This window comes from Novosphingobium sp. MBES04, from assembly GCF_000813185.1.
GTDB lineage: Bacteria > Pseudomonadota > Alphaproteobacteria > Sphingomonadales > Sphingomonadaceae > Novosphingobium > Novosphingobium decolorationis.
The window spans coordinates 1117125-1128883 of the sequence record NZ_DF850488.1; the positions used below are offsets into that span (position 1 = coordinate 1117125).

General features: G+C 64.0%; 11 protein-coding genes and 1 pseudogene. 9 read left to right on the top strand and 3 right to left on the bottom strand.

Annotated elements, in window-relative coordinates; translation table 11 throughout:
* From MBENS4_RS24600 to MBENS4_RS05040, 8 genes are all read left to right on the top strand, one after another.
* On the top strand, positions 1-460 hold a 460-nt coding region (locus tag MBENS4_RS24600), incomplete at its 5' end, for a hypothetical protein (RefSeq protein WP_206778134.1).
* Between the two features lie 119 nt (positions 461-579).
* A complete protein-coding gene (locus MBENS4_RS05010) occupies positions 580-768 on the top strand; it encodes a hypothetical protein (RefSeq protein WP_039389184.1) in 189 nt (62 codons plus the stop codon).
* A 26-nt stretch (positions 769-794) separates the two neighbouring features.
* The gene (locus tag MBENS4_RS05015) at positions 795-1556 is read left to right on the top strand and encodes a TonB-dependent receptor domain-containing protein (protein ID WP_052322007.1); all 762 of its coding nucleotides are present in this window, start codon (positions 795-797) and stop codon (positions 1554-1556) included.
* Positions 1557-1771: 215 nt separating this feature from the next.
* Positions 1772-2386 (top strand): TetR/AcrR family transcriptional regulator, encoded by a 615-nt coding sequence (locus MBENS4_RS05020; protein ID WP_052322008.1) that lies wholly within the window; start codon positions 1772-1774, stop codon positions 2384-2386.
* Positions 2387-2886: 500 nt separating this feature from the next.
* Entirely contained in the window at positions 2887-3294 is a 408-nt protein-coding gene (locus MBENS4_RS05025; protein ID WP_039389186.1) for a hypothetical protein, read from the top strand.
* Positions 3295-3349: 55 nt separating this feature from the next.
* Positions 3350-4609 carry an efflux RND transporter periplasmic adaptor subunit gene (locus MBENS4_RS05030; RefSeq protein ID WP_052322322.1) on the top strand — a complete coding sequence of 420 codons (1260 nt, stop codon included), beginning with the start codon at positions 3350-3352 and terminating at the stop codon, positions 4607-4609.
* A gap of 102 nt (positions 4610-4711) precedes the next feature.
* Positions 4712-7909 carry an efflux RND transporter permease subunit gene (locus MBENS4_RS05035; RefSeq protein ID WP_039389189.1) on the top strand — a complete coding sequence of 1066 codons (3198 nt, stop codon included), beginning with the start codon at positions 4712-4714 and terminating at the stop codon, positions 7907-7909.
* A gap of 25 nt (positions 7910-7934) precedes the next feature.
* Positions 7935-9380: an efflux transporter outer membrane subunit gene (locus MBENS4_RS05040; RefSeq protein ID WP_039389190.1), complete on the top strand. Its 1446-nt coding sequence runs from the start codon at positions 7935-7937 to the stop codon at positions 9378-9380.
* Here the strand turns inward: MBENS4_RS05040 and MBENS4_RS05045 are convergent.
* Both MBENS4_RS05045 and MBENS4_RS26455 read right to left on the bottom strand, forming a co-directional pair.
* The gene (locus MBENS4_RS05045) at positions 9364-10002 is read right to left on the bottom strand and encodes a PepSY-associated TM helix domain-containing protein (protein WP_242404787.1); all 639 of its coding nucleotides are present in this window, start codon (positions 10000-10002) and stop codon (positions 9364-9366) included. The two genes, MBENS4_RS05040 and MBENS4_RS05045, sit on opposite strands and share 17 nt — an antisense overlap.
* A complete protein-coding gene (locus MBENS4_RS26455) occupies positions 9999-10445 on the bottom strand; it encodes a hypothetical protein (RefSeq protein ID WP_052322010.1) in 447 nt (148 codons plus the stop codon). The genes MBENS4_RS05045 and MBENS4_RS26455 overlap by 4 nt, the downstream gene beginning before the upstream one ends.
* 657 nt (positions 10446-11102) lie before the next feature.
* On the opposite strand from MBENS4_RS26455, the gene MBENS4_RS05055 reads away from it, so the two are divergent.
* Positions 11103-11465: a hypothetical protein gene (locus MBENS4_RS05055; protein WP_039389191.1), complete on the top strand. Its 363-nt coding sequence runs from the start codon at positions 11103-11105 to the stop codon at positions 11463-11465.
* A gap of 21 nt (positions 11466-11486) precedes the next feature.
* Here MBENS4_RS05055 and MBENS4_RS05060 read toward each other — a convergent pair.
* Positions 11487-11759, bottom strand: a pseudogene (locus tag MBENS4_RS05060) (nucleotidyltransferase); the annotation flags it as partial.

The window sequence follows — 11759 nt, forward strand, 5'->3', positions numbered from 1 at the left end:
GCCCGTCTCAACGGGCAATCAACAGTACGGTAAAGCGTCTCGGCTTGCGAGAGCAGGATCAGCTGATATTCAATGTTTCAGTTCCTTTTGGAGTGAAAGTATGCGGCTTCTGGCTGTTTTGCCTATCCTAATCCTGACGTCCTGCTCTGACAGCCCTAGCCGTGATGAACTTTTAGATCAGGTTGCTGAGCTTGAACATGCAAACGACCAGCTCAGAAGTGAGGCTGAAAGTTTGCAACAGCAGTTAGAGGACGCTCAATCTGCCGCTTCCGACGCAAATGATGCAGCTTCGAGAGCAAGGGATGCCGCAGAGGAAGTCGCGTCGCAAGCTGAACGCTTTCAGAGAGAAGATTGGCGATACGTAATGCACGATATGCAGGAAGCTGCTGACGAAGCTGTAAGCGCGGCCAACGACGCAGCGAGCGAAGCTGATGACGCCTACAGCTCCTTCAACTACTGACCTCGAAGGCACCTTCGCTGCTCGACGAGCAGCGAGGCAAACTGATCGTCCGCTTGTGGGGATCGAAAATTAACGCCTGAAGGTCCGTGAAGGGTCGGTAGCGGTCATTGACGCTAGCCATGCTGCCGACCCATACTTATGTCGGCGACCTGCGGCGCTTCGAAGAAGTGATGGGCGGGGAGAGGGATATCGTGGCGCGATTTCCAGAAGGAGCGGCCAAAATCAGGAGTTTTGCCGAGCTGAGGAGTGAGCCGGGCGATGCACCTGCCGCAGTCAATGAACTTATGATAATTGCAGTTATGAACTGACGGCAAGCTACGAGGTACCGGACGAGGTGCTGGCCTATGCGACCTATGCCCGTACCTTCAAGCCGGGAGGGGGCAATCTCAACGGTGTCCCCTCCGATGCCGATGGGCGACCGATCCTTGGCGCGGCCACGGTCGCTCCGGAAACGGTGAACCATTGCGAAATCGGCGTGAAGGCACGCTTCTGGGACCGGCGGGCGACTCTCAACCTGGCCGCATTCCGCACCGACATCTCCGCTTATCATGCGCTGGTGACGAACGGCAGCCTGGGCGTGCTGCGCGGCTATCTCGCCAATGCCGGGCAAGTCCGCACCCAACGGGTGGAGGCCGATTTCTCTGTCCGCCCGAGCCAGCGCTTCAACGCCTATGCCAATGCCGCCTGGACCGATGCGACCTATCGTTCCTTCACCGATGCCCCGTGCCCTCCCGAACTCTCTTGGGGGGGCGTTCAGGAAGGCCAGTCGCCCTGTGCGCCGGGCACTCCGGGAGGGCTCAGTCCGGCACATTGCGCCATTTCCGGCGAGCGCCTTCCCGGCGTTTCCAAACTGTCCATGTCCTACGGAGTGGAAGGCAATCTGACGACGAGCCTGCTGGGTGCGCAAGGAAAAGTATATCTCGGCGTCGACGGCAGTTACCGGTCGCGCTTTTCCAGCAATCCCACGTCGTCCGACTACACCTGCGCGCCGGCTTTCGAGGCGATGCGGGTTTCGAGGTCTTCGGATGGGCGCGCAACCTGTTCGATACCCACTACTTTGAATAGTTGCAGGTCCCCAGCGGCAATACCGGGCTGAATCGTGGGAACGCCCGGCGATCCGCGAACTTACGGCCTGACCCTGAAGCACTCGTTCTGAAGGGGCCGGCCTGAGGAGCTGGAGCTGCCGGAGCACATGGCAGGCGCGGATTGCCAGCGGCCCGTTGGCCGCGGGCGATTTCGGGAGGGCCAGGGCGGGGCGCAAGGGCGGGAGCTACTGGACGTTCGGGCAAACGGACCTATATACGCAGTGACATGACATGCGCTGCAACCACCACGAAGGCCCGTGGCAGGCCGCGGGAATTCGATCCCGAGACTGCTCTTGGCTGCGCGCTTCAGGTATTCTGGAGACATGGTTACGAGGGTGCTTCGCTGGCCGAGCTGACCGAGGCCATGGGCATCACCAAGCCCAGCCTCTATGCCTGCTTCGGCAACAAGGAAGCGCTCTTCAAGCAGGCGCTTGACCTCTATGAGCGCGACAAGCTCGCCTACATGCGCGCTGCGCTTGAGGCGCCGACTTCGCGCGGCGTGGCCGAACGCCTCTTCACGGGTGCGCTGGACACGTATTGCGGTTCGACCGAGACGCAGGGCTGCCTCGGGGTCATGAGCCTTGTGGCCTGCACGACCGAGGACAGCTCGATCAGAGAGCATGTCATTGCCCGTCGCAAGTCATCCGAAACCGCGCTTACCGCTCGCTTTCAGGCCGCGCTGGAAGAAGGCGACCTGCCCGAAGGGACCGATCCGGTTGTCCTCACCCATTGCGTGACCACGGTCCTGCAGGGGCTTTCGGTCAAGGCCCAGGGCGGCGCGACCCGTGACGAGCTCGATCAGGTGGTCGCCGCGTTTCTGACGATGTGGCCGGGGCGCTGACCGGATCGGCGTTTAGTCGGCATCGGCCTGCGAGGTGATAATCGCAGCGTAATTTTCGATGCGGGCCGGTTTTTTCGGAAAAACTCATTCATCATGCATTCACGCCCTTGAAAGCGACGTTTCGGGACTAATATACCGGCCAGTACATAAAGTGGTTGACGGCGTGCTGCGTCGCAATATATACCGATTGGTACACAAATTGGCCGCTCGACTCGAAACAGCAGGGGAAGGGCCTATGATCCATACCACGCTGCCGGTGATCGCCGGCTGACGGTTTGTGCCCGTGCCTGCCCATGTGGCGGGCCGCAGCGCGACCCACTTTCGTTATCAAGGCTGCTCAGGTCGTCGGCTCCAATGCCGGTTGGGCCGGTGCGGTCGCACATCCTCATTCGGTTTCCCGGCCAGCCCTTGCGCCGGGGAGCGTCCCGGCGCGCGCCTTGCCCCCCGAAGCCTTACCCGGCCCCGGCGCGCGTCGGGCCTTTTTGCAGGGAATATCCGTCATGGCCTTTCTCGACTGCCGCGATGCGGCCGACCACGCATTGCCCGGGTTCGCCACTACCAACCGGGCCGGTACGGCTCCGCCGGACCTTGCCCGTCACTTCGCACCCGATGAACTGCGCATCGTGGAAATGGCGCGCGGCGACACGCTCGAAAGCTTGCGTGTCCCCGGCAAGCGAGGCTGGTTTGCCCGCCTCGTGCTGGGGCCGCAGCCCCCTTCGCCCAGCCTTGCCAATGAACGGCTCGAGGCGCTGCGACGGCTCGTCGTTCATGCCTGGCATGAGGGATACCGCCTGCCCGCCTCGGCCCTGAAGGGGGCCGAGCAAGCCGGGTTCAGTGAAGATCAGGTCGGCGCGCTTGTCGACTCCATCGGCCGCGCCCGCAGTGCGCGCCGGCTCGCACCGCTTTGAAGGAACTGCCGTGAACGCTCTTACCAGGATCATGCCGATGACGCCGGAAGCGACAATGCCCGATGGCCGCAGCGCCGATGCGCGTGGCGGCGGGGCGAAAGGCAAGCGTCGCCGCGCGCTGCTCATCGCCGTTGCCATGCTCGCCCTTGCAGGCGGTGCCGGGTGGAAAATGTTTGGCGCCGGTGAGGCCGAGGCCTCGGCCCCGCCGGTGCCGGTGGTTCAGGCCGCACATCCCTTGCTGCGCGAGGTGACCCAGTGGGATGATTATGTCGGCCGCTTCGCGCCGAGCCGGACGGTCGATGTCCGTCCGCGCGTCTCGGGCGCGATCACCCGGATCCACTTTCGTGACGGGGATACGGTCCGCAAGGGACAGGTGCTCTTCACCGTCGATCAGCGACCCTATGGCGCTGCGCTTGCAGAGGCGCGGGCCGAAGTTTCCGCGGCGCGCAGCGCGCTCGCGCTCGCCAGTTCCGATTACGAGCGTGTCGCGGGACTGAGCGGTGACGAGGCGATGGCGGCGAGCGAGGTCGATCAGCTTCGCGCCCGTCTGCGCGCCGCCCGCGCCGGACTGCAGGGGGCCGAAGCCCGCGAGCGTCAGCGCGCTCTCGACCTCGAATTCGCGACCGTCAGGGCACCGATCTCGGGGCGCATTTCTGACCGCAGGGTCGATGTCGGCAACCTCGTTTCAGGAGGCAACGGCACTGATGCCAGCCTGCTGACGACGATCAACGCGCTAGACCCGATCTACTTCAATTTCGACGCTTCCGAAGCCCTCTTCCTCAAGACCCGGCGTGATGATGGAAAGGGCAAAGACGCTTCGCGCGTGGAGGTTCGCCTCCAGGACGAAAGCGCCTATCGCTGGAAGGGGAAGCTGGACTTTACCGACAACGGCATCGATCCCCATTCGGGTACGATCCGCATCCGTGCCGTGCTCGATAACCACGACGGTTTCCTGACGCCGGGCATGTTCGGCAACATGCGCCTGGCGCAGGGTGGCACCGTCAAGGCGCTGCTGGTGCCTGACGATGCCGTTCATCCCGATCAGGCGCGCAAGGTTGTGCTGACGGTGGGCAAGGACGATACGGTGGTTGCCAAGCCGGTTGAAACCGGCCCGTTGATAGGCGGGCTGCGCGTTGTCCAAAGCGGTCTTTTGCCGAGCGACAGGGTGATAGTCTCGAACTATCAGGCGGCCATGGCAGGCGCGCAGGTTCGCACCAGCAGGGGGAGCATCACGCTCGATCCCGGCGCGGGCTCCGCCCCTGTCAAGGCAGCGGCGAACCGGCCCGAGGCGGCGCAGGCGACGCTGGCCGACTGAGGCGCGCCGCCGGGCCACCGGCCATTTCATAAATTCCACCCGCAACGGCGGACGCCGCGCGCCTGGTCGTGCTCGCAATCCGCTCAGACAGGGGCAATATCCATGCGCTTCTCCCGGTTTTTCATCGACCGGCCGATCTTCGCGGGCGTCATCGCGGTGCTTATCACCGTTGTCGGGCTGCTCGCCTACCTTGGCCTTCCCGTTACCCAGTATCCCGAAGTCGTCCCGCCGACCGTCACGGTCAGCGCGCAATATCCCGGTGCCTCGGCCGAGACCGTGGCCGATACCGTTGCCGCGCCGATCGAACAGGAGATCAACGGCGTCGATGACATGCTCTACATGAGCTCGCAATCGACCGGCGATGGCAAAGTGGCAATCACCGTGACGTTCCGGATCGGCACCGACATCGATGCCGCGCAGGTTCTGGTGCAGAACCGTGTGGCGATCGCCGAACCGCGTCTGCCAGAGGCAGTGCGCGCGATGGGCGTCGTCACCAAGAAAGCCTCTCCGGACTTTCTCATGGTGGTCAACCTGCAGTCACCCGAAGGCACTTTCGATAGGGATTATCTGTCCAACTATGCGCTGACCCGGGTCAAGGACCGCCTTGCGCGGCTCGACGGTGTGGGCGACGTGCAGATGTTCGGCGCGCGCGATTATGGCATGCGGATCTGGATCGATCCGGGCAAGGCCGCCGCGCTCGATCTGACGGCCGGAGAAATCGTTCAGGCCCTGCGCGCGCAGAACGTGCAGGTCTCGGCAGGCGCGCTGGGCCAACCGCCTTTTGACAGGGGCAATGCCTATCAGGTCGGCGTGGAACTGCAGGGGCGTCTGACCACGCCTGAACAATTCGGCGACGTCATCGTGCGCAGTGACGCCGATGGCGGACAAGTGCGCGTGCGCGACGTCGCCCGGGTCGAGTTGGGCGCGCAGGACTATACTCTCAATACCTACCTTTCGGGCAAGCCCACGGTGGTTCTCGCCGTTCTCCAGCGTCCCGGCTCGAACGCGCTGGCCGCGGCCGATGCGGTGCGCGCGGAAATGGACAGCCTTGCCACGGACTTTCCCGAGGGGCTGGAATACTCGGTCATCTACAACCCGACCGAGTTCATCGGCCAGTCGATCGAGGCGGTTTATCATACTCTCCTCGAAGCGGTCGTGCTTGTCGTCCTCGTTATCCTGCTCTTCCTCCAGAACTGGCGCGCAGCGGTGATCCCGATCCTGGCGATCCCGGTCTCTCTGGTGGGCACCGCGATCATGCTTGCCGCAATCGGCTATTCGCTCAACAACCTCTCGCTGTTCGGGCTGGTGCTCGCCATCGGCATCGTGGTCGACGATGCGATCGTCGTGGTCGAGAATGTCGAGCGCTACATCGCGCAGGGTATGCGGCCGATAGAAGCCGCGCGCCGTTCCATGGACGAGGTATCGGGCGCGCTCGTCGCCATCGTGCTGGTGCTTTGCGCGGTGTTCATCCCGACACTGTTCATCGGCGGCATGTCCGGTCAGTTCTACAAGCAGTTCGCCGTGACCATCGCGACTGCGACGGTGATCTCGCTGGTCGTCTCGCTCACGCTTTCCCCGGCGCTGGCGGCGATCCTGCTGCGCCATCATACCCCGCTGGCTGAGAATGCCCCGCGCTGGCGGCGCTTCATCGCCAGTGCCGGCGATCGTTTCAACACCGGCTTCGAGCGTATGAGCCATGCCTATGCGCGCCTGACATATGTCCTCATCCGGCGTCCGCTGAGGATGCTGGCGGGTTACGGCGCGCTGCTGATGGCAACGGCCGGTCTGTTCTGGGCAACGCCTGCAGGCTTTATCCCGCAGCAGGATCAGGGCTACTTCCTTGCCGCGATCTTCCTGCCGCCAGGCTCTTCGCTGTCTCGCACCGACGAGGTGACGCAGGACGTCGCCCGCCGCATCCTGCCGACCGAGGGGATCAGGGGGGCTGTCATGTTCGCAGGCTTCAACGGGCCTTCGCAGACCGCTTCGCCCGATTCCGCCGCGATCTATTTCCCGTTCGACAGTTTTGCCGAGCGTCAGGAGGCGGGCGTGACCTACGAAGGCATCATGAACGCCGCGCACAAGGCCGTGGCGGGCTATGAGGATGCGCAAGTGATCCTCGTGCCGCCGCCCACCATCAGCGGCATCGTTCCGCCGGGCGGCTATCGCATGATCGTCGAGGACCGCGACGGCAAGGGTTATGGCGAATTGCAAAAGGCCAGCCAGGCCTTGATTGCCCGCGCCAATGCACAGGCCCCGCTCAGTCAGGTCTATACGATGTTCAACATGGCCTCGCCGCGCGTCCATGCCGATGTCGATCGCAGGAAGGCGGATCTGCTCGGGGTCGCGCCGGAAAAGATCTTCGAGGCGTTGCAGACCTATCTTGGATCGACCTTCATCAACGACTTCAACCTGCTGGGCCGGACTTACCGGGTCACCGCGCAGGCCGATGCCCCGTTCCGGGGGGATAGCGCGGACCTTGCCAGCCTGAAGACTCGCTCAAGCTCGGGCGCGATGGTACCGATCGGTTCGGTGGCAACGTTCGAGGATACCACCGGCCCGTACCGGGTGGTGCGTTACAACCTTGCGCGTGCGATCGAGATCGATGGCTCGGTAGCGCCGGGATATTCGACCGGGCAGGCGCTCTCGACCATGGAGAAGGTCGCGGGGGAAACCCTGCCGGCAGGCTACGATACCGAGTGGACGGGCATCGCCTGGCAGCAGACCAATGCCGGCAATACCGCAGGCGTGGTCTTTGGCATGGCCGTGCTGTTCGTGTTCCTCGTCCTCGCGGCCCAGTATGAAAGCCTGACCCTGCCGCTGGCGATCATTCTGATCGTGCCGATGTGCCTGTTCGCCGCGATGCTGGGCGTGAACCTGAGGGGAATGGACAACAATATCCTCACCCAGATCGGCCTTGTCGTGCTGATCGCGCTGGCGGCCAAGAATGCCATCCTCGTCGTCGAATTCGCGAAGCAGGCGGAGGAAGAGCAGGGCATGAGCCCGCTTGAGGCAGCGGTTGAGGCTGCACGTATCCGCCTGCGGCCGATCCTGATGACCAGTCTTGCCTTCATCCTTGGCGCAGTGCCGCTGGTGATGGCGCAAGGGGCCGGCGCGGAACTGCGTCAGGCACTGGGGACCGCGGTGTTCTTCGGCATGGTCGGTGTCACCGGGTTCGGGCTGCTGTTCACGCCCGTCTTCTATGTCGTGTGCCGCGCATTGGGAGACCGGCTGAGGCGCGAGAGGACAACGCGCACTAACGAGGACGGCGCGGCAGACCGCGCCATTGCGCCGGCAGAATAAGGGCCGAATAAGGAAAGTCAGAGCCATGCAACCAAGAAACATCCTCGCTGCCCTGCTGACCGCGACGAGCCTTGCGGCCTGTGCCGTTGGCCCGGACTACGTCGCCCCGGTGAGCCCCGTTGATGCGCAGGCCCCCTTCATCGGTGCGCAAGTGCCGGACGTTCCGGTCACCGGGGCAGAGCCGGTCGGCGCGTGGTGGCGTCTCTATGAGGATCCCGTCCTCGAGGATCTCGTTGCCGAAGCGCTTGCAGCCAACACCGACGTGCGCGTGGCGATCGCCCGCATCGAGAAGGCGCGTGCCAGCCTTCGCGGTGCCGGGTCGGCAAGGCTGCCGCAGACCGCCATCGATGCCAGCGGCGGCTATCGCCGGGTGCCTGACAACCAACAGCTTCCCGGCATGGACCGCGAGGCGCGCATGGTCGACGGGCAACTGGGGGTCAGCTACGAGATCGATCTGTTCGGGCGTGTCGGGCGCGGGATCGCGGCCGCGCGCGCCGATCTCGATACTGCGCGCGAAGAGGCGGACGCGGTGCGCGTCACCGTGGTGGCCGATACCGTGCGCGCCTATGTCGATGCGACCAGCGCGGCCGAGCAGCTTGGCGTTGCACGGCGGACCGTGGAGCTGCTCGAACGGTCAGAACGCATTACCATTGCGCGGTTCGAGCGTGGCCTGAACCAGAAGCTCGACGTGATCCGCGTGACCCAGCTTCGGGAGGAGCAGGCCGCGGCGATACCCACGCTCGATGCGCGGCGCGATGCGGCGCTGTTCAGGCTGGCGACACTGACCGGAAAGCCCCCGCAGGCGCTGCCCGATACGGTGCGCGAACGGCGCACCACGCCTGACGTCGCGCAGCCGATCCCGGTTGGCGACGGACGCCTGCTGCTGGCCCGGCGGCCCGACGTCAAGGCGGCAGAGCGCCGTCTGGCCGCCGATACCGAGCGGGTCGGCGTTGCGACCGCCGATCTCTATCCCACCATTTCGCTGGGCGGCTCGATCGGCACCACGGCACTTGGGGCCACCGATATTTTCGGCAGCGGGCCGCTGCGCTGGATGCTTGGCCCGCTGATTTCCTGGGCCTTTCCCAATCAGGAAGCGGTGCGCGCACGGATCGCAGGGGCGCGGGCCGAGGCCCAGGCCGACCTTGCAGCCTTCGACGGTGCCGTTCTCACCGCGCTGGAAGAGACCGAGACCGCGCTTTCGGCCTATCGCGGCGCGCTCCTTCGGCGGGGCAGGCTGGATGCCGCACGAGAGGCTGCGCAGCGCGCTGCGAAAGTCAGCCTCGCACGGCAGGCGAGAGGGCAGATCGATGCGCTCGACGCGCTCGATGCGCAGCGCACTCTGGCCCGGTCCGAGGCGGACTATGCGCAAGGCGTGCGCGAGGTTGCCTTTGCCCAGGTTGACCTGTTCCGCGCGCTGGGAGGAAGCTGGGCGCAGGAGCGCCAACCCGCCACCCTCAGCTTGCGCCGGTGATCGCAAAGGGCGTCAGGACAAGCGCGAGAATGACAAGGGCAGTGCAAGCATAGGCCCATGCGCCCATGCCGCTCCAGGCTATGTTGCCTGCCGATCGCATATGCTTTTCCGCTTTTTCGAGGCGTTTGGCATAGATGATGACGCCGGGTATCGACATGCCCGTCAGGACAATGTCGAAGAGGAACCAGATCACCTTTGTCGCCAGCCCTGCGAAAGTGCCGTAGTGCAGTGGGTCAGCCATCTCGGACAGGCGCTGGTGAAGGTTAAGGCGCGGGCCGTCGAGCTGCGTGATCACCCGGCCATTTGCGGGGGCGAGTGCAAGCCCGTCGGCCCGGTCGCGCACCAGCCATGCCGTGTCCTGCCCCAGCATGATCGCGCCGTTCTTGCCAGCGAACCGGATTTCCCGGATCTCCAGCGAAGGGCGCAGGTTCCATGCTCTGGCAACGAGCCGGTCAAGCTGCAGGCCGGTGGGGGCAGGCACCGTACGCTCGACGCTGGAGAGCGGGGGAACCGCAGCCCGGCCACTAAGCGTCTCGATCGGGTACCATAGGCCGGTAAGGGCGATGAGGGCAATGAACCACAGGCTCCACAAGCCGCCGAGCCGGTGCAGGTCACTGCTCAAGCGCCGGGCATCCCCGCCGCGAGGTATGGGAAAGAACCCGCGCCACCATTTCTTGTAGTCACGATACCCGTCACAAGCGATGCCAGCAGCACCAGCACCAGCACCAGCACCAGCACCAGCGCACTGACAACCGGAACGCCCACTTTTGTCGGCAGCATGAGATGGCGATGGACCTGTCTTAAAAACCGGTGGACGTTGGCCCAGCCATGCATGCCGGTAACGGCTAAAAGGAGATTGATGATCCGATCCAGCTTCGCTCCAATCTGCACGGCTTGGCTATCGTGGCGATCGCACACGCCCTTAGCCGGAGTTTGGGTGCCCTGCTCGAACCAGGCAGCCAATGCCTCGGTCAGGATGAGGGGCTTCGAGTTGCCGGGCTCGGCAGCCGCCTTCGCGAGGCTCTCGGGCAAGTAGAATTGATGGCGGATTTTGGCGGTCGGCATGCAAGCGAAATTGCACGATGCCACGCCTTGTCAGCAGGGCCTGTCCGGTGCCGATCCGTACCTTTGTCGAACCGCAATTCCTGAGCTAGGCACGCTTGCCATCCGTTAGCCCCAAATGCACCCGTGACGCGGACTTTTGCAAGGCATGCTTGAACGCAATCCCGGCTGCCCCGCAGGCCGCGTCCGTCGATGACTGCCCTGTCCAGAGTAAGGGCGCGACCGGCGGACAAAATGCCGCATCGCCGCCTCGTACTTTCGAGACGCCATAGCCCGCGCTTTGCCAGCGCGAATCTACGAGATCTCCCGTCGCAAAGGCCCGGCACAAAAACGGATCGGCCTCCAGGCACGGGCGCTACTACAAATCTAGCGCCAGCCCGCATTGCAGCCAGCCGAATGGGCCATGTGAACCGGCGTCACGCCATGTCTCGCAAGTGTCTCGCCCAAACAGCGACTATCTCTCTAAAAAACGATGTGCAGACAGATGCTTACGGGTGGCGCGAGACACCCTTTTCTCTTGCCCTCGCCACCATTTCCTTCCCCCGTGCTTTTCCCCGCCTTGCCTCCAATTGCCTCCCCCTCCCAAACCCTCCTTCTTTCATATGTTCGTCATACGTTCTACTCTTGCGTTCGAACGTGAGTCGCATGGAGGCATGGAGCATGGGTGTTCACATTGAGGTTGGAGGCCGATCGAGCCTGCTCCTGACAGGCGATATCGAGACGCGTCTTGATGTCCCTGCGCGCAGGATTACCGAAGGGTTTTCGCTGGCGTTTTCGGATGGAACCTTGATCCGTGGGACGTTCCTGGACGGTGCTTTCACCTGCCGCTTTGCCCTCGCGGTCGAAGGCGCAGCGCAGGTTCGCATCACGCGTCACGAAGACGGTGACCGGGTCGATCTGAACTGGAATTTCGAGTGGATCACGCTCGCTTGCAGCCAGGAAACCCTGCAGCCGGAAGCGGCTGATACGGACAAGGATGTGCTGCAATTGACCCTCGACATCGTGGTCGAGGAGAGCGTCTAGAAAGGAATGGAAGCCAGCCGGTCAGCTGGCTTCGCGGGCGGTCTCTTCGAGCTGGGCGATGCGCTCCGAGCACACCGTCTGGACGACGCGGCCAAGCTCCTCGACCTGTTCGCCGAGCCAGGTCAGCTCTTCTTCGCTCACGGTGTAGTGCTTGGAGTAGCGCGCCTTGACGTAGGCTTCCTTGAGCTTCTCGAACATGCCGCGCTGCCAGCGGTTCTCGCGCGGCCAGGCGTAGACCAGCCGGGGATCGAGACGCTCGGCCTGGGTGCGCAGGAACGCCAGATTGTGGACGTG

Bases quoted from the DNA above. Each gene is read 5' to 3' on its own strand.
- MBENS4_RS26455 (WP_052322010.1), bottom strand. From the start codon at position 10,445: ATGCCGACCGCCAAAATCCGCCATCAATTCTACTTGCCCGAGAGCCTC.
- MBENS4_RS05030 (WP_052322322.1), top strand. From the start codon at position 3,350: ATGCCCGATGGCCGCAGCGCCGATGCGCGTGGCGGCGGGGCGAAAGGC.
- MBENS4_RS05055 (WP_039389191.1), top strand. From the start codon at position 11,103: ATGGGTGTTCACATTGAGGTTGGAGGCCGATCGAGCCTGCTCCTGACA.
- MBENS4_RS05010 (WP_039389184.1), top strand. From the start codon at position 580: ATGCTGCCGACCCATACTTATGTCGGCGACCTGCGGCGCTTCGAAGAA.
- MBENS4_RS05035 (WP_039389189.1), top strand. From the start codon at position 4,712: ATGCGCTTCTCCCGGTTTTTCATCGACCGGCCGATCTTCGCGGGCGTC.
- MBENS4_RS05020 (WP_052322008.1), top strand. From the start codon at position 1,772: ATGACATGCGCTGCAACCACCACGAAGGCCCGTGGCAGGCCGCGGGAA.
- MBENS4_RS05025 (WP_039389186.1), top strand. From the start codon at position 2,887: ATGGCCTTTCTCGACTGCCGCGATGCGGCCGACCACGCATTGCCCGGG.
- MBENS4_RS05040 (WP_039389190.1), top strand. From the start codon at position 7,935: ATGCAACCAAGAAACATCCTCGCTGCCCTGCTGACCGCGACGAGCCTT.